The sequence below is a fragment of the Halosimplex marinum genome, assembly GCF_051414075.1.
In the GTDB taxonomy this organism is placed as follows: domain Archaea; phylum Halobacteriota; class Halobacteria; order Halobacteriales; family Haloarculaceae; genus Halosimplex; species Halosimplex marinum.
Genome location: NZ_JBLKNY010000008.1, coordinates 1 through 18818, shown reverse-complemented (window position 1 = coordinate 18818; position 18818 = coordinate 1). Strand labels below are relative to the sequence as shown.

At 66.7% G+C, this 18818-nt stretch carries 17 protein-coding genes and 1 tRNA gene; 10 read left to right on the top strand and 8 right to left on the bottom strand.

Annotated features, from left to right (window positions below; all coding sequences use genetic code 11):
- The first annotated feature begins 9 nt into the window (after nt 1-9).
- The 6 genes from ilvB to leuD are packed head-to-tail and all read left to right on the top strand — an operon-like array spanning nt 10 to nt 5877.
- Nucleotides 10-1842, top strand: a complete 1833-nt coding sequence (gene ilvB / locus ACMGFI_RS19910; protein WP_436911989.1) for a biosynthetic-type acetolactate synthase large subunit — start codon at nt 10-12, stop codon at nt 1840-1842.
- Nucleotides 1843-1860: 18 nt separating this feature from the next.
- Nucleotides 1861-2517, top strand: coding sequence for an acetolactate synthase small subunit (gene ilvN / locus ACMGFI_RS19905; protein WP_436911988.1), 657 nt, complete (start codon nt 1861-1863; stop codon nt 2515-2517).
- Nucleotides 2510-3511 (top strand): ketol-acid reductoisomerase, encoded by a 1002-nt coding sequence (ilvC, locus tag ACMGFI_RS19900; RefSeq protein ID WP_436911986.1) that lies wholly within the window; start codon nt 2510-2512, stop codon nt 3509-3511. Before ilvN ends, ilvC begins: the two co-directional genes overlap by 8 nt.
- A gap of 19 nt (nt 3512-3530) precedes the next feature.
- Nucleotides 3531-3836 (top strand): DUF7989 family protein, encoded by a 306-nt coding sequence (locus tag ACMGFI_RS19895; protein ID WP_436911984.1) that lies wholly within the window; start codon nt 3531-3533, stop codon nt 3834-3836.
- Complete coding sequence (gene leuC / locus ACMGFI_RS19890) at nt 3833-5257, top strand: 3-isopropylmalate dehydratase large subunit (RefSeq protein WP_436911983.1); 1425 nt, start codon at nt 3833-3835, stop codon at nt 5255-5257. The genes ACMGFI_RS19895 and leuC overlap by 4 nt, the downstream gene beginning before the upstream one ends.
- Nucleotides 5257-5877, top strand: a complete 621-nt coding sequence (gene leuD / locus ACMGFI_RS19885; protein ID WP_436911982.1) for a 3-isopropylmalate dehydratase small subunit — start codon at nt 5257-5259, stop codon at nt 5875-5877. The genes leuC and leuD overlap by 1 nt, the downstream gene beginning before the upstream one ends.
- 71 nt (nt 5878-5948) lie before the next feature.
- Here leuD and ACMGFI_RS19880 read toward each other — a convergent pair whose 3' ends face one another.
- The gene (locus ACMGFI_RS19880) at nt 5949-7346 is read right to left on the bottom strand and encodes an MEDS domain-containing protein (protein ID WP_436911981.1); all 1398 of its coding nucleotides are present in this window, start codon (nt 7344-7346) and stop codon (nt 5949-5951) included.
- 77 nt (nt 7347-7423) lie between these two features.
- Nucleotides 7424-10585, bottom strand: coding sequence for a methyl-accepting chemotaxis protein (locus ACMGFI_RS19875; protein WP_436911980.1), 3162 nt, complete (start codon nt 10583-10585; stop codon nt 7424-7426).
- A gap of 142 nt (nt 10586-10727) precedes the next feature.
- Between ACMGFI_RS19875 and ACMGFI_RS19870 the strand changes: the two genes are divergently transcribed.
- From ACMGFI_RS19870 to ACMGFI_RS19860, 3 genes are all read left to right on the top strand, one after another.
- Nucleotides 10728-11417 (top strand): cyclase family protein, encoded by a 690-nt coding sequence (locus ACMGFI_RS19870; protein WP_436911979.1) that lies wholly within the window; start codon nt 10728-10730, stop codon nt 11415-11417.
- A gap of 75 nt (nt 11418-11492) precedes the next feature.
- Entirely contained in the window at nt 11493-12473 is a 981-nt protein-coding gene (locus ACMGFI_RS19865; protein WP_436911978.1) for an isocitrate/isopropylmalate dehydrogenase family protein, read from the top strand.
- Nucleotides 12474-12574: 101 nt separating this feature from the next.
- Nucleotides 12575-12715, top strand: coding sequence for a DUF7557 family protein (locus tag ACMGFI_RS19860; RefSeq protein ID WP_167837312.1), 141 nt, complete (start codon nt 12575-12577; stop codon nt 12713-12715).
- 51 nt (nt 12716-12766) lie between these two features.
- Here ACMGFI_RS19860 and ACMGFI_RS19855 read toward each other — a convergent pair whose 3' ends face one another.
- Nucleotides 12767-13216, bottom strand: a complete 450-nt coding sequence (locus ACMGFI_RS19855) for a DUF5799 family protein (protein ID WP_436911976.1) — start codon at nt 13214-13216, stop codon at nt 12767-12769.
- Between the two features lie 68 nt (nt 13217-13284).
- Nucleotides 13285-14736 (bottom strand): DHH family phosphoesterase, encoded by a 1452-nt coding sequence (locus tag ACMGFI_RS19850; RefSeq protein ID WP_436911975.1) that lies wholly within the window; start codon nt 14734-14736, stop codon nt 13285-13287.
- A gap of 102 nt (nt 14737-14838) precedes the next feature.
- On the opposite strand from ACMGFI_RS19850, the gene ACMGFI_RS19845 reads away from it, so the two are divergent.
- Nucleotides 14839-14912: transfer RNA gene (locus ACMGFI_RS19845), tRNA-Lys, on the top strand.
- A 243-nt stretch (nt 14913-15155) separates the two neighbouring features.
- Here the strand turns inward: ACMGFI_RS19845 and ACMGFI_RS19840 are convergent.
- From ACMGFI_RS19840 to ACMGFI_RS19825, 4 genes are all read right to left on the bottom strand, one after another.
- Complete coding sequence (locus tag ACMGFI_RS19840; protein WP_436911973.1) at nt 15156-15329, bottom strand: DUF7556 family protein; 174 nt, start codon at nt 15327-15329, stop codon at nt 15156-15158.
- A gap of 267 nt (nt 15330-15596) precedes the next feature.
- Nucleotides 15597-16436 (bottom strand): aldo/keto reductase, encoded by an 840-nt coding sequence (locus ACMGFI_RS19835; protein ID WP_436911972.1) that lies wholly within the window; start codon nt 16434-16436, stop codon nt 15597-15599.
- A 459-nt stretch (nt 16437-16895) separates the two neighbouring features.
- Nucleotides 16896-17498, bottom strand: a complete 603-nt coding sequence (locus ACMGFI_RS19830) for a hypothetical protein (protein WP_436911970.1) — start codon at nt 17496-17498, stop codon at nt 16896-16898.
- A 232-nt stretch (nt 17499-17730) separates the two neighbouring features.
- On the bottom strand, nt 17731-18636 hold the full coding sequence (locus tag ACMGFI_RS19825) for a hypothetical protein (RefSeq protein ID WP_436911968.1): 906 nt from the start codon (nt 18634-18636) through the stop codon (nt 17731-17733).
- Nucleotides 18637-18818 lie beyond the last annotated feature (182 nt).

Here is an 18818-nt window from a genome sequence, read left to right as displayed (position 1 = left end):
CCACCACACATGAGCGAGCAAACACCAGTGTCGCCACCGGAGGGCGACGGGACGGACGCGGACGAACAGGCGGCGGAGACAACACCGGCGGAGGCCGACGACGGCTCGACGACCCGGGACACCGTGTCGACGGGCGCGGAGTCGGTCGTCGCGGCGCTCGAACAGGCCGGCGCGGAGACGCTGTTCGGCGTGCAGGGCGGGGCGATCATGCCCGTCTACGACGCGCTGTACGACTCCGAGGAGCTGACCCACATCACGATGGCCCACGAGCAGGGAGCCTCCCACGCGGCGGACGCCTACGGCATCGTCTCGGGCAAGCCGGGCGTCTGCCTGGCGACCTCGGGGCCCGGCGCGACCAATCTCGTGACCGGCCTCGCGGACGCGTCGATGGACTCGGACCCGGTCATCGCACTGACCGGGCAGGTCTCGACCGAGATGGTCGGCAACGACGCGTTCCAGGAGACCGACACCGTGGGCGTGACCCAGCCGGTCACCAAGCACAGCTACTTCGCCGGGGACTCGGACACGGTCGGCACCGAGGTCGGCGAGGCGTTCGCGCTGGCCGACGAGGGGCGCCAGGGCCCGACGCTGGTCGACCTGCCGAAGGACGTGACCCAGGGCGAGACCGACGCGTTCCCGGGCGAACCGGAGACGCCGGACACGTACAACCCGCCGACCGAGGCCGACGCCGAGGCCGTCGACGCGGCGGCCGCGGCGCTGGCCGAGGCCGAGCGCCCGGTCGTGCTCGCGGGCGGCGGCGTCATCAAGGCCGAGGCCAGCGACGAGCTACGGCAGTTCGCCACCGACTACGAGATTCCGGTCATCACGACGATGCCGGGCATCGGATCTTTCCCGGAGGACCACGAGCTCTCGCTGGAGTGGGCCGGGATGCACGGCACCGGCTACGCCAACATGGCGATCACCAATACAGACTGCATGCTGGCCATCGGGACGCGCTTCGACGACCGCCTGACCGGCGACGTCGAGACGTTCGCGCCCGACGCCGAACTGATCCACGTCGACATCGACCCCGCCGAGATCAGCAAGAACATCGAGGCGGACTACCCGCTCGTCGGCGACGCGAAGCAGGTCCTGCGCCAGCTGGACGACGCGATGCCCGTCGCCTACGAGGCGCTGGACACCTCGCCCGACGAGTACGCCGAGTGGCGCGAGCAGTGCCAGGCGTGGAAAGACGAGTACGCGATGACCTACGACACGCCGGACGACGAGCCGCTCAAGCCCCAGTACGTGGTCGAGCGGTTCTCCGAGCTGGCCGACGACGACGCCATCGTCACGACCGGCGTCGGGCAACACCAGATGTGGGCCAGCCAGTTCTGGACGTTCACCGAGCCCCGCACCTGGGTCTCCAGCCACGGCCTGGGCACGATGGGGTACGGCGTCCCCTCGGCCATCGGCGCGAAGATCGCCGCGCCCGACCAGGAGGTCGTCTGCTTCGACGGCGACGGCTCCTTCCTGATGACCGTCCAGGAACTCTCCGTCGCGGTTCGCGAGGATCTCGATATCACGTACGTCGTCCTGAACAACGAGGCGGTCGGGATGGTCCGCCAGTGGCAGGACGGCTTCTACGAGGGCCGGCGGATGGCCTCGGAGTACCCGTGGATCCCGCAGTTCGATATGCTCGCGGAAGCCTTCGGCGCCCGCGGGTTCCGCCTGGAGGACCCCGAGGAGGTCGACGAGATAATCGAGAAGGCGCGCAACTACGACGGGCCCGCGGTCATCGACGCGATCATCGACCCGGCGGAGAACGTCTACCCGATGGTCCCCAGCGGCGGGGACAACGGCCTGTTCGCACTGAACGGCGACCAGCTGGACGATATCTAACAACGAGGAGACACAACCATGACACAGGGAATGGACGGCCCGCACCCGGACGAGCGGATGCGACCGGAGGGCCGTCGGAACTCGCAGGGCATTCGCATCGACCCCGAGGCCGAGGCGACACACCAGCCGCGCAAGGCGGTGCTGTCGACGCTGGTGAACCACGAGCCGGGCGTCCTCGCGGAGGTCTCCGGCCTGTTCAGCCGCCGGCAGTTCAACATCGAGAGCCTCACCGTGGGCGCCACAGACGACCCCGAGGTCGCCCGGATGACGATCGTCATCGAGGAGCCCGAGCCGGGGGTCGAGCAGGCCAAGAAACAGCTGGAGAAGCTCGTGCCGGTCATCTCCGTCGAGGAGCTGGAGCCGGAGGCGGTCCAGCGCGAGCTGATCCTCGTGAAGGTCAGCGGCGAGAAGCCCGACGACGTGAACGCGGTCGCGGACATGTACGACGGCAACGTCGTCGACGCCTCGCCGGAGGCCATCACCGTGGAGATCACCGGCAGCCAGCAGAAGATCGAGGCCGCGATCGAGGCGTTCGACCAGTTCGACGTGCAGGAGGTCGTCCGCACGGGCGCGGCGGCGGTCGAGCGCGGCGACACCACGCTCGAAGACACGCGGCGGAAAGCGGAGACAATATCAGAGGCGGGCGAGACCCCTCAGACAGCTACAGATGACTGACGACTTCACCGTACCCGTCTACGACGACGGCGACGCCGACGCATCGTACATCGAGGACGAGACCGTGGCCATCCTGGGCTACGGCAGCCAGGGCCACGCGCAGGCGCAGAACCTCGCCGACAGCGGGGTCGACGTGGTCGTCGGCCTCCGTGAGGGGTCGAGCTCCCGGCAGGAGGCGGAGGCCGACGGCCTCCGCGTCGAGACGCCTGACGACGCCGCCGCCGAGGCGGACATCGTCGTCATGCTCGTCCCGGACACCGTCCAGCCGGCCGTCTACGAGGCCATCTCCGACGGCATCGAGGAGGGCGACACGCTGCAGTTCGCCCACGGCTTCAACGTCCACTACGGCCAGATCGAGCCGCCGGAGGGCGTCGACGTGACGATGGTCGCCCCCAAGAGCCCCGGCCACCTCGTCCGCCGCACGTACAAGCGCGGCGAGGGCACCCCGGGTCTCATCGCCATCGAGCAGGACGCCACCGGCTCCGCGAAGGAGCAGGCGCTGGCCTACGCGCAGGCCATCGGTTGCGCCCGCGCGGGCGTCATCGAGACGACCTTCCAGGAGGAGGTCGAGACCGACCTGTTCGGCGAACAGGCCGTCCTCTGTGGCGGCGTCACCGAGATGGTCAAGGCCGGCTTCGAGACGCTGGTCGACGCGGGCTACGCCCCCGAGATGGCCTACTTCGAGTGTCTCAACGAGCTGAAGCTGATTGTCGACCTCATGTACGAGGGCGGCCACATGGGCATGTGGAACTCCGTTTCCGATACTGCGGAGTACGGCGGGCTCACCCGCGGCGAGGAGGTCATCGACCGCGAGGGTATGGACGAGCTCCTCGAGGAGGTCCAGAACGGGGAGTTCGCCCGCGAGTGGATCAACGAGAACCAGGCCAGCCGGCCGGCCTACAAGCAGTACCGCGACGCCGAACAGAACCACCAGATCGAGGACGTCGGCGGGCGCCTGCGCGAGCTGTTCGCGTGGGAGGAAGCCGACGAGTGACCGACCACGACACAGACAGATGACAGACGAACCGACCGCGACACCGACGACCGAAACGACGACCGACACCGTCGGCGACGCGGCCCCGAAGGCGACGATGGCCGAGTTCAGCCACACCAACCCCCACACCGGGAAGGCGTTCGGCGACGACTTCGCCTTCCAGCGCGGGCCGGCGGTGGCCGCCGACGGCGGTCGAGCAGAGGCGGAAGACGGGACGGACGAGCAGACGATGGAAGACGTCGACCACGAGCACCCCGACGACGACGCGGCGGACGCCAACCGCGTCTTCCAGCGGGGTGAAGAGGGACGAGACGGATCAGTATGAGTCAGGGAACACTGTACGACAAGGTCTGGGACCGGCACAAGGTGACGACCCTGCCCAACGGGCAGGACCAGCTGTTCGTGGGGCTCCACCTCATCCACGAGGTCACGAGCCCGCAGGCGTTCGGGATGCTCCGCGAACGGGACATCGAGGTCGCGCGACCGGACCTGACGCTGGCCACGGTCGACCACATCGTCCCGACGGCCGACCAGTCGCGGCCCTACGGCGACGACGCGGCCGAGAACATGATGTCCGAGCTGGAGGAGAACGTCCGCGAGGCGGGCATCGACTTTCTCGACCCGTCCAGCGGCGAGCAGGGCATCGTCCACGTCGTCGGCCCGGAGCAGGGGCTCACTCAGCCCGGCAAGACCATCGTCTGCGGCGATTCGCACACCTCCACGCACGGCGCGTTCGGCGCGCTCGCGTTCGGCATCGGGACCTCCCAGATCCGCGACGTGCTGGCCACCCAGACCATCGCGATGGAGAAGCAGAAGGTGCGGAAGATCCAGGTCGACGGCGAACTCGGCGAGGGCGTCGAGGCCAAGGACGTCATCCTGGAGATCATCCGCCGCCTGGGTACCGAGGGCGGCGTCGGCTACGTCTACGAGTACGCCGGCGAGGCCATCGAGGACCTCGACATGGAGGGGCGGATGTCCATCTGCAACATGTCCATCGAGGGCGGCGCCCGCGCGGGCTACGTCAACCCCGACGAGACCACCTTCGAGTGGCTGGCCGAGACCGACTACTTCCGGGAGCACCCCGAGAAGTTCGACGAGCTGAAGCCCTACTGGGAGTCCATCCGCTCCGACGAGGACGCCGGGTACGACGACGTGGTCCGCATCGACGCGAGCGAGCTGGACCCCGTCGTCACCTGGGGCACCACGCCAGGCCAGGGGATCGGCATCCACGACCCGATCCCGGCCCCCGAGGACCTGGCCGACGACAAGGTCGACACGGCCAAGCGCGCCCAGGAGCACATGCGCGTCGAGCCCGGCGAGACGATGGCGGGCTACGACATCGACGTGGCCTTCCTCGGCTCGTGTACCAACGCGCGCCTGCCGGACCTGCGTCGGGCGGCCCGCGTCGTGAAGGGCCGCGAGGTCGCCGACGACGTGCGCGCGATGGTCGTCCCCGGCAGCCAGCGCGTCCAGCAGCAGGCCGAGGAGGAGGGCCTGAAGGACGTCTTCGAGGAAGCCGGCTTCGACTGGCGCAACGCCGGCTGTTCGATGTGCCTCGGCATGAACGAGGACCAGCTGGAGGGCGACGAGGCCTGTGCGTCTTCGTCGAACCGCAACTTCGTCGGCCGCCAGGGCTCCAAGGACGGCCGCACCGTCCTGATGAACCCGCGGATGGTCGCCGCAGCGGCGATCACCGGCGAGGTCTCTGACGTGCGCGAGCTGTCGGAAGCGGAGGTGTCCGCCTGATGGTCGACGCCGACGACATCCCCTCCGTCGACTACGTCGAGGGGTCGGGCATCCCGATCCGCGGCAACGACATCGACACCGACCAGATCATCCCGGCGCGGTTCATGAAGGTCGTCACCTTCGACGGGCTGGGCGAGTTCGCCTTCTTCGACCAGCGGTTCGACGACGAGGACAACGAGAAGGACCACCCGTTCAACGAGGAGCGGTTCCAGGACGCGAACGTCATGGTGGTCAACGCCAACTTCGGCTGTGGTTCCTCGCGCGAACACGCCCCGCAGGCGCTCATGCGCTGGGGCATCGACGCCATCATCGGCGAATCGTTCGCCGAGATCTTCGCGGGCAACTGCCTCGCGCTCGGCATCCCCACCGTGACCGCCGACCACGAGACGATCAACGCCCTCCAGCAGTGGGTCGACGACAACCCCGACGGCGAGATCGAGGTCGACGTGCGCGCCGAGACGGTCACGTACGGCGACAACGAGATCAGCGTCAGCGTCGACCGCGCCCAGCGCGAAGCCCTAGTCGAGGGCAACTGGGACACCACCGCGCTGATGAAGGCGAACCAGAACGCCATCGAGGAGACGGCCGCGTCGTTGCCGTACCTCGAATCAGCGGACTGACTCGCGTCGGTCGCCTCCCGGACGCTGTCGCTTTCTGACGCCGCATTCGACCGCTGTCCTCGCCGACGGCTCTAGACGGATTCGTCGGCCGGGTCGACGCTCGGCACGGTCGGCACGGTGAACTCGATCCGGTCGACCGGGCCGTCCGAGGGCATACGGAGGGACCCGTTCATCGACTCGACGACCCACTTGACGACCCACATACTGAGGCCGTCGGCGTGCTGGAGCGACTCCTCGGAGCCCGAACGCAAGGCGTCGCGGGTCGCCCGGGAGACGAACGGGTCGGTCGCGCCGATGTCGACGGTCGCCACGCCGCCGGGGCCGTCGGTTCGCACCGAGACGGAGACCGACGAGTCGTCCAGTCGGTCCGCGGCGACCGAGAGGGTCTCGCGGATCGCCAGTCGGACGACGCCGTCGGCGGCGGCCGCGTCGGACGGCGCGCGTTCGAGGGCGACCCGGAAGTCCGGATACTCGGCTTCGAGGTCGCCGACGGTCTCCTCGATACAGTCGACGAGGTCGACCTGTCCGTGGTCGACCGATTCGAGCGTCCGGTCGACGTATCGAGCCTTCTCGGAGAGCGCGACGAGGCGCTCGGCCGCGTCGCGGACGGCCCGGAGATGTTCGTCCGCCCCGTGGTCCGTACCGGAGCGCTCGAACCACTCCAGGCGGCCGAGGATCACGTTGAGGTCGTTTCGGAGGTTGTGTCTGAGGACGCGGTTGACGACCGAGAGGCGCTGTTCGCGCCGTTCGATGTCGCGCTCGAACCGGTCGACGTCACGGGTCTGTTCGAGCAACAGCGCGCCGTTCGAGAGCGGCGCGCCGGCTTCCAGGGCCTCCGCCGGCGGCACGTAGTAGGGGTTCTCGCAGAGCCGTCCGCGGTAGACGACCTGTTCGTGGGTCTGGAGCGCCTTGCCGACCGCGGCGTCGTCGAACCGGTCGAGGCTGTACTGGCAGAGCGCAGTCACGTCGAACTCCGGACACCGGCGGTCGAAGTCGCGCTCGAACTCGACCACGCTGTCGAACTCGCAGTCGAACCCGAACGACCAGGTGTTCTCGCCGGCGAGTCTGAGTCCCGCGTACCCGCCCTCGACGGCCTCGCGTGCGAGCGTCTCGACGCCGTCGACCGTCCGGGCCGGGTCGAACGTGTCCTCGCCGTAGACCGTCCGGGCGTCGTCGACGCGGAGCCGCCCGCGGTCGCGGTGAGACGCCACGTCGATCCCCGTCGCTTCGAGCGCCTCGACCACCGTCTCGACGTCGTTGTCGTCGGCGAGATAGACGACCCGCTCGCCGAGGGCGAGCCCTCGCTCGACGAACGCCGAGACCGCCGCGAGCTGCTCCGCGCGGGTGCGGTAGAACAGCGCGAGATGTCGCGGGAGGTCGGCCGTCGCGAACTGCGCCCGGAGCGACGGTCCATCGGGCAGCTCCCGATCCGCCCGCGCTCCGGGAGCCAGCCCTGCGGAGTCAGACATCGATCGTTCCTACCGTTCCCAGGGCTTTCAATGTTCGACCGTGGCTTGTGGGTGGGCGCGACCGCGAGCGGCCGGGGTCACTCTTTCCCACCGTCGGTCGCCGCACGGTCGTCGCCGGCGGACGCGGACGGGTCCGCGGTCCCGGCTCCGTCCGCGGTCCCGGCTCCGTCCGGGGTCCCGGCTCCGTCCGCGGTCCCGTCATCGACCGTGAACTCGTCGAGTCGCTCGCGCAGTTGCGCCGCCAGGTCGTCCAGCTCGTCGGCGGTGCCGGCCATCTGCGAGGCGGTCGTGGTCCCCTGTTCGGCGGCGGAGGCGGCCTCCTGAGCCTCCGCGCGGGTCTCGCGGCTCGCGTCGGCCACGTCGTCGGCCATCGCGACGACCTCCTGGGCGGAGGCGGCCTGCTCGTCCGTGGCGTCGTTGATCGACTGGACGCCGGTGTTGGCCTCCTCGACGTGGTCGGCTATCTCCTCCAGCGTCCGCAGGCTCTCGTCGATGGTCTCGCGGCCGTCCGCGACGGTCTCGTGCATCTCGCGCATGTCCGCGACCGTCTCGGCGGTCGACGACTCCACGCCGTCGATGAGGGCGGCGATCTCGTCGGTCGCCTCGCTCGTCTCCTCGGCGAGCTGTTTGACCTCCTCGGCCACGACCGCGAAGCCCTCGCCGGCCTCGCCGGCGCGGGCGGCCTCGATGGAGGCGTTCAGCGCGAGGACGTTCGTCTGCTCGGCGATGTCGTCGATGAGCGCGACGATCTCGTCGATCTCCGAGACCTCCGCCTCCAGCCGCTCCATCTCGTCGACGGTCGCGTCGGCCCGGTCCTCGATGGTCTCCATCACGTCGATGGACTCCTCGGCCAGGTCGGTCCCCTCGCGGGCGTCCGCGGCGGCCGCCGCCGAGAGCTCGGCCACCTCGTCCGACGAGGAGGCGATCTCCTCGACGGTCGCCGAGAGGTCGTTCATCTCACCGGAGACCTCCTCTAAGCTCCCGGTCTGCTCGGCCGCGCGGTCGGCGATATCCTCGATGGACTCGGCGACCTCCCGGCTTGCGGAGGCGACCTCGCTCGACCCGCGGGAGACCTGCTCGCTGGCGCCCGCCACCTCGTCGCTGAACCGCTTGATCTCGACGACGGTCGACTCCAGGTCGGCCAGCATCGCGTTGAACTCGGTGGCGATGGTCCGCATGGCCTCGCTGTCGCGGTCGGCGTCCATCCGCGCGGTCAGGTCGCCGTCGGCGGCCCGTTCGAGCACCTCCGCGGCCTCCTGAGCCTGCCGTTGCAGGTCTTCGGCCAGCTGTTCGGCCTCCTCGCGGGCAGCCTCGGCCTCGCTGCGGGCCTCGTCCAGATCCGCGACGAACGCCTCGGTGTTCTCGTGCATCGTCGACAGCGCGGCGCCCAGCCGGCCGGGCACCTCCTCGTCGAGGACCGGGGCGTCGAACTCCTGGTCGGCCAGCGCGTCGGCCTGGGCGGCGGCCACCGAGAGGTTGCCGTGCATCTCCTCGAAGGCGGTGACCATCTCGCCGATCTCGTCGTTGCCCGCGTCCACGTCTAACTCCTCGTCGAACTCGCCGCGAGCGAGGCGCTGGGCGTGGTCGCGGACCTGTTCGATCGGCCTGGCGAAGTAGCGGGCGAGCCCGTAGCCGGTCGCGACGACGCCGACGAGGACCGCGCCGAGGATGAGCAGGATCGTCTGCCGGGTCGCGTCGGCCTCCGCGCGCAGTTGCGCACCCAGGGCCGCCGCCGGGTCGGTCACGTCGGACTCGGGGACGGTCGCGACCATGGTGAAGGTCCGCTCGCCCACGTCGATCGGCCGGAAGCCGACGTAGCGTTTGGCCGCGTCGCTGTCGTTGCCGAGGCTGTAGGTCGCGAGTCCGGCCTCGCCCCGGAGCATCCGCTCGTTGACGATCGTCGCCAGGGAGTCGCCCAGCGCCCCCTGAGCGAGGTTGGCCTGATCGCGCAGTAGCGCCTCGCGGGGGTAGCTGACGAGTTCGCCCCGGTCGTTGACGACGTAGAGGTAGCCCGAGTCGGCGACCGTGACGCTGTTGGTGATGTTGGTGACGTGGTGGTAGTTGAACTCCGCCGCCAGCACGCCGGCCAGCCGGCCGTCGTGGTACACCGGGGTCGCGAGCATCGCTCGCTGTTCGCCGCCGCGCATCCCGACGTCGCCGACGACGACTCGGCCGGGACGGGCGCCTTCCGCCCGGGAGAACCACTCGGCGTCCGCGTAGGCGGTCCCGTCCGTCGAGACGTTCACCGATCCGGTGTCGGTGCGCGTGACGCCGACGATCTCCCGGCCCTCGGCGTCGGTCAGCCGGAGGCTCCGGTAGGCCTGGACGTTCCCGCCGTCGACCGTCATCGTCTGGGTCCACAGCGCGCTCTCGAAGGACGACGCGACGGTCGACCGCGCGTCGGCGACGCCGCGCTGGCGGAACTCCGCGGCGGAGACGCTCGGCGCGATCACCCAGTCGAAGCGGTCGTAGTAGGTGTAGGAGACGACCCGCGTCGCCTCGTCGCCCTCCGCGGTGTCGGCGGTGTAGGCTTCTGTCGCCCAGTCGCTGCCGTTGCGGACGCTCGCGTCGGAGCGGACCGTCCGGTTGACCGCGTCGTAGACCATCGACAGCTCGCCGACGCCGTCGGCGAGTCGCTGGCCGTCGCCGACCTCGTGGTGGACGACGACCCGGCTCTCGCGGTCGGTGACCGTCGCGTGGCCCGTCTCGCCGACGTAGCCGGGGCGGAAGGTGTCGGCCAGCGCCCCCTCGTCGGTCGTCCCGTTGCCGGCCGTGCCGGCGATCCGCCGCTCGACGGCCGCCTCGACGGCCCGTTGCTCCTCGGCGCTCAGGTCCGCCCAGTCGCGCCCGTCGTAGCGCTCGGCGAGCACCGTCTCGGCGGTGCTCTCGACGGCGTCGCGGACGTGTAGCGCGACGTAGCCGGCCTGCTGCGCGCTCCGCTCGCGCGCTGCGGCCGACTCGCCGCTGGCCGCCGCGTAGTAGTCGGCGACCGCCGCGGTCCCCGCCAGCGACTTCACGTCGGCGCGGCGCTCGTTGAGCAGGTTCCCGATCTCCTCGCTGCGCGCCTCGACGCTGTTGTTCAGCTCGTCGGTCACCTGCGCCTCCAGCGACGCCGCGCTCGCGCGCTGGGACTGCTCGCTCAGGTCCGTCATCGCCCCGTTCGCCGTCACCCCGACCACCGCCGTCGGTATCAGCGAAACTACCAGAAAGACGAGGATGAGTTTCGCACTCAGTCTCATTATCACCTCAGCTATCGCCGGTTCTCTTATGCTTGATTCATCAGTTATCAGCGGTGATATCGATTCGGACGGCCCGCGCGGGTGAGGGGCCGCTCGTGATTACGGCGCCGCCCATTTCACCCCGGCGGGCGTAGGCCCGCGGGTGCCCACGCTGGACCTCACGCACCCGCTGGCGACAGGGATGCCGGTGTACCCCGGGACGGAGCCCGTGGGGGTCGAGCCCGACGCGACGCTCGACGCGGACGGCTACCGGACGACCCGGCTGGACCTGGACTCCCACGCCGGAACGCACGTCGACGCGCCCGCGCATCTCACGGACGGGCCGGCGCTCGACGAGTTCCCCGTCGAGCGGTTCCGGTTCGACGCCGCCGCGGCGGACCCGCGCCCGCTCGACGCGCGCGAACGGGTCGACCTCGACGCGGTCCGGGCCGCGCTGACCGTCGACCCCGCCGAGGTCGACGTGGTCGTCGTCGTCACCGGCTGGGACCGCCACTGGGGCGACGAGCGGTACTTCGACCACCCGTATCTCGCCGCCGAGGCCGCCGCGTGGCTGGCCGACCACGGATGCGACCTGGGCGTCGACACGGTCAACCCGGACCCGACGCCGACCGAGCGCGCGGGCGAGGGCGAGCCCGACGGCTTCCCCGTCCACGAGCGGCTGTTCGACGCGGACCGGCTGGTCGTCGAGAACCTCCGGGGACTCGACCGGGTCCCGGACCGGTTCGAACTACACGCCCACCCGCTCCGGTTCGCGGGCGCCGACGCCTCGCCGGTGCGGGCGCTGGCGGACACCGGCGACGCCGACTCCGACGGGAACGACCACGGCGACTGAGGAACGGTGCCAGTCGGAGAGCGGTCGCTAGCGCACATCGACACCCTCTTTTCGGCACCCCCTGGAGTTACTCGCATGACTCACGAGATCGCCGTGATCCCCGGCGACGGCATCGGGCAGGAAGTCACACCGGCGGCAGTCGGCGTGCTGGAGGCGGTCGACGCGGACTTCGACTTCGTCGAGGGCGAGGCCGGCGACGCCGTGAAGGAATCGACCGGCGAGGCGCTACCGGCGGAGACTCGCGAGCTGGCCGCCGACGCCGACGCGACGCTGTTCGGCGCCGCCGGCGAGACGGCCGCCGACGTGATCCTCCCGCTGCGCGACGTGGTCGGCTCGTTCGCCAACGTCCGCCCCGCACGCTCCTACCCCGGGCTCGACGCCGTCCAGCCGGACACGGATCTCGTCTTCATCCGCGAGAACACCGAGGGCGTCTACTCCGGCATCGAGGCCGAGGTCGACGACGGCGTCCGCACGCTGACGCGCGTGGTCACCGAGGACGCCTCCCGCGAGATCGCCGAGTTCGGCTTCCGGTACGCGAAACAGAACGGCTTCGAGAACGTCACCGTCGCCCACAAGGCCAACGTCATGCGCGAGACGGACGGCCTGTTCCTGGAGACCGCTCAGGAGGTGGGCGATTCGTTCGACGTCGACTACGACACGGCGCTGATGGACGCGCTGGCGATGCACCTCGTCATGCACCCCGAGGACTACGGCGTCGTCATCTGTCCCAATCTCGCGGGCGACATGCTCTCGGACCTGGCGGCGGGGCTCGTCGGCGGCCTGGGTCTGCTCCCGAGCGCGAACGTCGGCGAGGACAACGCGCTGTTCGAGCCGGTCCACGGGAGCGCCCCGGACATCGCCGGCGAGGGGATCGCCAACCCCTCCGCGATGATCCTCTCGGCCGCGATGTTGCTCGACCACCTCGACTACGGCGACGAGGCGGCCGCCGTCCGCGAGGCCGTCGAGGGCGTCCTCGCCGACGGCCCGCGCACTCCCGACCTGGGCGGCGACGCCTCGACCGACGAGGTGACCGCGGCCGTCGTCGACCGGCTCTGAGACCGCGGGCCGTTCCCGAAGCCCACCCCGCGGGCGGACCGTCCGCGACTCGGCTGTCGTCCCCGAGATTTTTGTACTCCAGCGGACGTAGTTTCCCGTGTATGCCGACGGTCGAACTCGACGAGGAGACGATCGAGCGGCTGGACGCACTGCGCGAGGACGGCGAGTCCTACGACGAGATCGTCGCCGAACTCATCAACATCTACGAGGCCGAGGGGCTGACCCTGTTCACCAGCGAGTAGCGGGTCGAAACCGGCGGGCGGTGCCGGGTCGCGGCGACCGGCGAAAGCCGATCACTCCCGGGCGAGGACGCAGACCTCCTCCCACTTCCCGTTCGCTTCGAGCTTCTCCTGGAGGTCGCCGGCGTACATCTGGGCCATCTCCTCGGCGGCGGCCAGCTGTTCGCGGTCGAGGCCGTCGTCTCCGCCGCCGAGCCCGAGCGCGTCCTTCACGCCGTCGAGGATGCCCCCGGAGTCGTCGTCGGGTCGGCCGCCGCCCGCGGCCATCCCCGCCGCCCGGTCGACCTTCTCCAGTTCCGGGAGGACGCTCTCGATCTTGCTCGTGTCCGCCACCAGCCGGGCCGAGTCGGGCTCGCCGGGGTTCTCGATCTCGAACTCGACGGCGGTCATGATGAGTCCCCACTGCTGGCGCGAGAAGTTCGAGGCGGCGACCTTCTCGGCGAACTCCCGGTCGGTCTGCATCCGCTCGCCGACGATCCGGTCGCTCCACGCTGAGTCGCTCATGGCTTCGCGTAGCACGCTCTCCGGTATGTATCTCCCGCTCGCGCGAGGCCCGTCGAAAAGCGCCGTCGTCAGCTCCCGTTGCTCTCGCCGGCGGAGTCGACGCCCATCGCGTCGAACAGCTTCTTCCGCACCGCCTCCTCGGTCAACTGCAGTAGCGTCTCGCGGTTGTCCTCGCTGGTCTCGATGCCGGTGAAGATGCCCAGCGGGATCTCGACGGCGGCGTCGGTCGAGTGGCCCTTCGCCTCGCCCATCTCGCCGAAGGCGTCGTCGAGCACCTTCCCGATGTTCATGCGGATGTCCTTCGAGCGGGCGGCGAGGTAGATGGTGTCGTCGGCGATGGCGAAGACGGCGGTCGTGGTGATCCCCTCCAGGTTGAGGAGGTGCTGGGCGGCCTGGGCCAGGGCGTCGCGGTCGCGGATGAAGCCGGCGTTGGAGACGAGGTGGCTCCCGCTGACCTCCCGGTTGCGGATCGCCTCGGCGAGCACGTCGAGCGTCTCGGGCGACATCGACGGCGACTCGACCTGTTCGAGCGTGTCGTGGTCGGCGAACGGGTAGAGGTAGGCCGCTGCGGTCAGGTCGGCGGGCGTCGTGTCGCGCTTGAAGTCCAGCGTCTCCGCGCGGATGCCATAGAGTAGGGCTGTGGCGACCTCCTGACTGAGATTCAGATCGAGTTCCTGGATGTACTTGGTGAGGATGGTCGAGGTCGCGGAGACGTTCGAGCGCACGTCCTCGAAGCCGGTGTCCAGATCCTCGTTCTCGTACTCGTAGTGGTCGAGGAGGATGTCGATCTCGCCGGCGGCGGGCTCGCCGCCCTTGGCGTAGTCGACCAGGGCGACGGTGTCGTAGTCGTCCATGTCGACCTCGTCGCGGGAGACCAGGTCGATGCCGAGCAGGTTGACGAACGCGCGGTTCTCCTGGTGGCCGATCTCGCCCTCGTAGATGATGTCGGCCTCCACGTCGCGGCTGGCGGCGATGTCCCGCAGCGCGGCGGCGGAGGCGATCGAGTCGGGGTCCGGGCTGCGGTGGACGAGGATGGCCATGCGCTCCTCGGTGTCGTCGATGACCTCGGCGAGGTTGCGGGCCTTGTACTCCAGCTCGCCGGTCTCGAGGGCGCGCAGCGCGGAGTCGGCGATGACGGCGGAGGGGTTGATCACCACGTCCGCGCCGAGGTCTTTGAGCTCGTCGGCGGAGACGGGGTCCGAGGCCCGGGCGACGATGAAGTGGTCGTCGCCGCGGGCGCGGAGGTTCTCGACGGCGGCGGAGTTGGCCTCCACGTCGGAGGACATGATGAGGACCACGTCGCAGTCGGCGACCTCGTCGACGACGGACTCGTCGCGGATGTCCGCGACGTTGGCGTCCAGGTCCTGGTCGCGCAGCGCCTCGACGCGGCCCTCGTCGCGGTCGATGATCTCGACCTCCTTGCCCTCGCTCACGAGTTCCTCGGCGACGGCGTGCCCCACGCTTCCACACCCGAGGATGGCGTATCGAGACATCGACGCCATCGTGATGCCGGCGCTCATGGTGTCACCTCAAAGGCCACGACGCATATAATTCCCCCTTGTTCCGACCGCCCGGGACCGAACAGTAACGTATTTCAGTCAACCTCCGTAACTCGAATCCGAGGGCCGGTAGCTCAGTCCGGCAGAGCGTCTGACTCTTAATCAGACGGTCAGGGGTTCAAATCCCTTCCGGCCCGCTCACTCTGTCGCTCGAATCCGCGAGCGCCTGCTGTGCGTCACGGAAGGGATTTGAACCCTGGCAGTCGCAGCCCGCGCAACGCAGTGAGCGGGAACGTCTGCATCCGATTCAAATCCCTTCCGGCCCGCTTTCTGCCGCGAACTAACTCGCGAATAGCGCCTCGTGTGTCCTGTTCGTCGGCATCGCTACCGGAGCGGTGTTACCGTCGAAAACGAGTCGTTCCGCTGCACCGACTGCCGGTCTAGCGCCACTCGTCGAGCGAACAGGCGTCGGCCTCGGGAACGGAGGCCCACGCCTCGTCGCGGGCGATGTCGGCGACGACGAACCGGGCGTCCCCGTCGGCCTCGTCGACCGTCGCGACGATCTCCGGCTCGTCCACCGATCGTCCGTCGACCGACCGCATATCGGTGCTCATATTCGGATATTCGCAGAATTGTGTGATGAATGTTTTGGTTTAGTCGCCATCGGCGCCCATATACAAAGAAGAATTCGGCATAGATGAATCATCGTCCCGATTTCCCCGTGAGATGTGTACGATAGCGATCTCTCGACTCGCGGAGAGCCGACCGACCCTCGCAGGGGTCGCCAGGGTCGTTCGTGCAACGGCGGACGATATACGGCGAACGACGGGAATCAGGTCCGAAGAAACGTGAAAGGCGGCCGCGCGGCGCTCCGGACTGCGCTACTGGTTGATGCCGTACACGTCGCTCGACCAGTCGCGGGCCGGGTGGTCGTACACCGGCTCGTCGCGGTCGCGGCCGTCCAGCGTCTCCAGGTCCTCGTCGGCCATCGACCAGTCGAACAACTCGAGGTTCGACTCGACGTGGTCCGGCGAGGAGGACTTGGGCAGGACGACGATGTCGCGCTCGACCGCCCACTTGAGGACGATCTGGGCGGGGTGCCTGCCGTACTCGTCGGCCAGCTGCTGGACGGCCTCGTCCTCGAAGACCTCGGTGCGGGCCAGCGGCGCCGCGGCCTCGACCACGGTGTCGGTCTCGCGGCAGTACTCGACGAGGTCGGGCCGCTGGAGCCACGGGTGGAACTCGATCTGGTTGACGGCGATCGGCACGTCCGAGATGTGCTGGGCGCAGGACAGCTGGTAGGCGCTGAAGTTCGAGACGCCGACGTTCCGGACGAGCCCCTCGTCGTGCAACGTCGCCATCGCGTCGAGCGTCTCCCGCAGCGAGATCGCGGGGTTGGGCCAGTGGATCAGGTACAGGTCGAGGTAGTCGGTGCCCAGTCGGTCCAGCGAGTCCCGGCAGGACTCGATCACCGAGTCGTAGTTGAGGTTCTTCGCGAGCACCTTCGACGTGAGGAACACGTCCTCGCGGTCGTAGTCGGCCAGCGCCTCGCCGATCTCCGCCTCGTTCTTGTACCCCTCGGCGGTGTCGACGTGCCCGTAGCCGGCGTCGAGGGCGGCGCGGACGCCCTCCGTGACCGTCTCGCCGCCGATGTTCCACGTGCCGTACCCGACCTGCGGGAGTTCGTCGCCGCTCGGTAGCGTCTGCGTCGGAACCGTCATAGAAGTCTCACCGGTCGTCCGTTGGTCCGGCCAGCGGTTGAAATTACTGATATCGGTCGTTCGTGCCCGGTCATAGGCGATGGAAGGCGAGTCCGGTCAGCGCTGCGAGTAGGCCACAGCCTAGCGCGAGCGCGAACCGATGGAGGCCCCACCCGTCGACCGGCGAGATGGCGAGCGGCGCGAGCGTGAGTTCCGGAAGCGGAGGGGCTGATTCGCGACCGATGTATGAGACTCCACTATACTGGATTCATAGAGCCGTTCCACGGCGAGATGTACGATATCACTATCGAGGGTCAACTGAATCTCGACGGCGAGATCGACGCCCGCCACCAGCCGTTCCCAAAGGCGAGCGCTGTCTTTCAGCGGTGGGACTTCCCTCCGGGCTGGACTGCGGGGCCCGTTACGTTCCGAATTTAGCCTGCCTCGGCTATGAACTCACTCAGTGATGTTATTGGAATGCTACTTGAGCAATCTATCTCGAAGCACATTATTCGGAGTACCATCATCTACCATCTGATCGATATCATCCTCCCAAAACCCACGTAGTGGAGGGTCCTCACAGCTTTTCATATATGCTAATGCACCGATCCGCTTTCGTTGTCCCGTGCTGAACCCGCTCATACTCGCAAAATATGCGGTATGGCACCCAGATAGATCACAGGCTTTGGCATGAAACTTAGATATTTCCGGTTTCTGGATTGGATCTTTTTCCCATTTATTTTCAATTAAAGTATGTCGACCTAATAATCGATAGACCTGATCTGGCGCATCAACGCCAATAAGATGTACATCAACTTCACCCACGTCGCCGGCTTGCTGCGTTCTAACCTCTACTCCGGGCAGCTGTTGGAATAACAAACCCATAAAATAGTCAAATTTCCGTCCACGCTGCTGAGGGTTTTCCATATCCTTGAGATTTTGAAACTCGGATTTAAAGAATTCTGGCGGCAAATCATGAGCGCTATCGATAAATCTCTCTACCTTAGACGGGCCGTCTCGAAAAAAATCCCCGGGGTCATCGGATATTCGATAGATCACCTCCCAATTACTCCGGCGGTCCATCTCAAATTCGTTCTCGCAATTAAAGCAATACTTTGTCTCGCTTGGGACTTCACTCCGTCTTTCAAATTTTCCATGTTGAGTAGTACAGTACGGACAACGAATTTGGAGGTATGCCTGAAGAATATCCTCTGAACAGAGTTCGGAGAAGATCGTTTGAATAGTAGCTGGGTCAAGCTCTGTTTCAGCAGCCGCTTTCCGACAGCGGACATGACTGATGTCGTTCGAGTATGCCCTACTCAGGTACGTCTTCAATTCCTGAGATTTGTGACTGGGTATACTCTCCAGTTTCTCTGAGTACATTGTGGATGATCTCGGTTACCTGATTGATTTTTTCTTCCTGTTCCGCTTTAGTAAATGAGAGCTTTCCCTTTTCTCTGTTAATATTGAATCTAAAGCCTTCAGTCAGCTCTACGTATCCCATCGTGATTTCTGCACCCCGCTCGCTGAGTTCTTCTTCAACTCTGTCGTCTTCACGAGCGTCGCGGCGATTACCCTCTTCATCTTCTGTGGACGTAAATGAAATAGAATCGAGAGTGCTATCCTCTTGATCGTCTACTCTGACTTTCAAGTTGAAATATGTTTCAACTAGTGAGTTGAATTCCTTTTGGAACTGTGGACCAAAGTCTGGTCGTTGTTTTACACTGGGCTTGTATTTGCCGAGGGCTTTACATATCTCGTCCCTCACATTTTCTACCATTCCCTCGTCTGAACCTCTGATCTCAACGAGGTCCATGTCTTCCTCAATCACGACTACAATTCGTTGGGTGATTGGGACTCCTGTGGAAGCCCCAGTTATCGGGTCTTCACTCCCTGCGTAAATGTAGTAGCCTATAGCCAGATAGAGACGTGATCCAAACTGTTCATATTCCGCCAAAAACGGCTCTTTTACGACTTCATGAGCCTCCTCGTGGGTTGGGAGGCGATGAGAGACTTCCTCGGCTATCTCGGATAGATCGAAATCACTGATTCCAGTAATAATGAAGTAGTTGAGTGTCTCTCGACCCGCATATTTGTACTGACGAACTAACTCCGAGAACTCCCGTTGATCCAGCTGCTCAGCTACTTTGATCTCGAAATTATCATCTTTCCGTGGGGCCCTCAGATCTCGGCTTTTTAGAAATCTCTCTACAGCAGACATATCGAGATCCATTTCCTCTAACTTTTCAACTCGACTATCGTAGGAGCCGAAATCTGAGCTATCGCTATAGAATCCGGTAGAATTTTTTACTCAGAGTGTGTTGCAGCTACTAGTGGATCATCTCGACGAGATCTCCGTCGAGGAACTGCAAGACACCCTCGACAATGTGGACGGAAAGAAAC

Excerpts from the sequence above, each read along its gene's own strand:
- ACMGFI_RS19840 (WP_436911973.1), bottom strand. The coding sequence starts at position 15,329 with ATGAGCACCGATATGCGGTCGGTCGACGGACGATCGGTGGACGAGCCG.
- ACMGFI_RS19850 (WP_436911975.1), bottom strand. The coding sequence starts at position 14,736 with ATGAGCGCCGGCATCACGATGGCGTCGATGTCTCGATACGCCATCCTC.
- ilvB (WP_436911989.1), top strand. The coding sequence starts at position 10 with ATGAGCGAGCAAACACCAGTGTCGCCACCGGAGGGCGACGGGACGGAC.
- ACMGFI_RS19835 (WP_436911972.1), bottom strand. The coding sequence starts at position 16,436 with ATGACGGTTCCGACGCAGACGCTACCGAGCGGCGACGAACTCCCGCAG.
- ilvN (WP_436911988.1), top strand. The coding sequence starts at position 1,861 with ATGACACAGGGAATGGACGGCCCGCACCCGGACGAGCGGATGCGACCG.
- leuD (WP_436911982.1), top strand. The coding sequence starts at position 5,257 with ATGGTCGACGCCGACGACATCCCCTCCGTCGACTACGTCGAGGGGTCG.
- ACMGFI_RS19895 (WP_436911984.1), top strand. The coding sequence starts at position 3,531 with ATGACAGACGAACCGACCGCGACACCGACGACCGAAACGACGACCGAC.
- ACMGFI_RS19860 (WP_167837312.1), top strand. The coding sequence starts at position 12,575 with ATGCCGACGGTCGAACTCGACGAGGAGACGATCGAGCGGCTGGACGCA.
- ACMGFI_RS19830 (WP_436911970.1), bottom strand. The coding sequence starts at position 17,498 with ATGGACCGCCGGAGTAATTGGGAGGTGATCTATCGAATATCCGATGAC.
- ACMGFI_RS19855 (WP_436911976.1), bottom strand. The coding sequence starts at position 13,216 with ATGAGCGACTCAGCGTGGAGCGACCGGATCGTCGGCGAGCGGATGCAG.
- ACMGFI_RS19875 (WP_436911980.1), bottom strand. The coding sequence starts at position 10,585 with ATGAGACTGAGTGCGAAACTCATCCTCGTCTTTCTGGTAGTTTCGCTG.
- ACMGFI_RS19880 (WP_436911981.1), bottom strand. The coding sequence starts at position 7,346 with ATGTCTGACTCCGCAGGGCTGGCTCCCGGAGCGCGGGCGGATCGGGAG.
- ACMGFI_RS19865 (WP_436911978.1), top strand. The coding sequence starts at position 11,493 with ATGACTCACGAGATCGCCGTGATCCCCGGCGACGGCATCGGGCAGGAA.
- ACMGFI_RS19825 (WP_436911968.1), bottom strand. The coding sequence starts at position 18,636 with ATGTCTGCTGTAGAGAGATTTCTAAAAAGCCGAGATCTGAGGGCCCCA.
- leuC (WP_436911983.1), top strand. The coding sequence starts at position 3,833 with ATGAGTCAGGGAACACTGTACGACAAGGTCTGGGACCGGCACAAGGTG.
- ilvC (WP_436911986.1), top strand. The coding sequence starts at position 2,510 with ATGACTGACGACTTCACCGTACCCGTCTACGACGACGGCGACGCCGAC.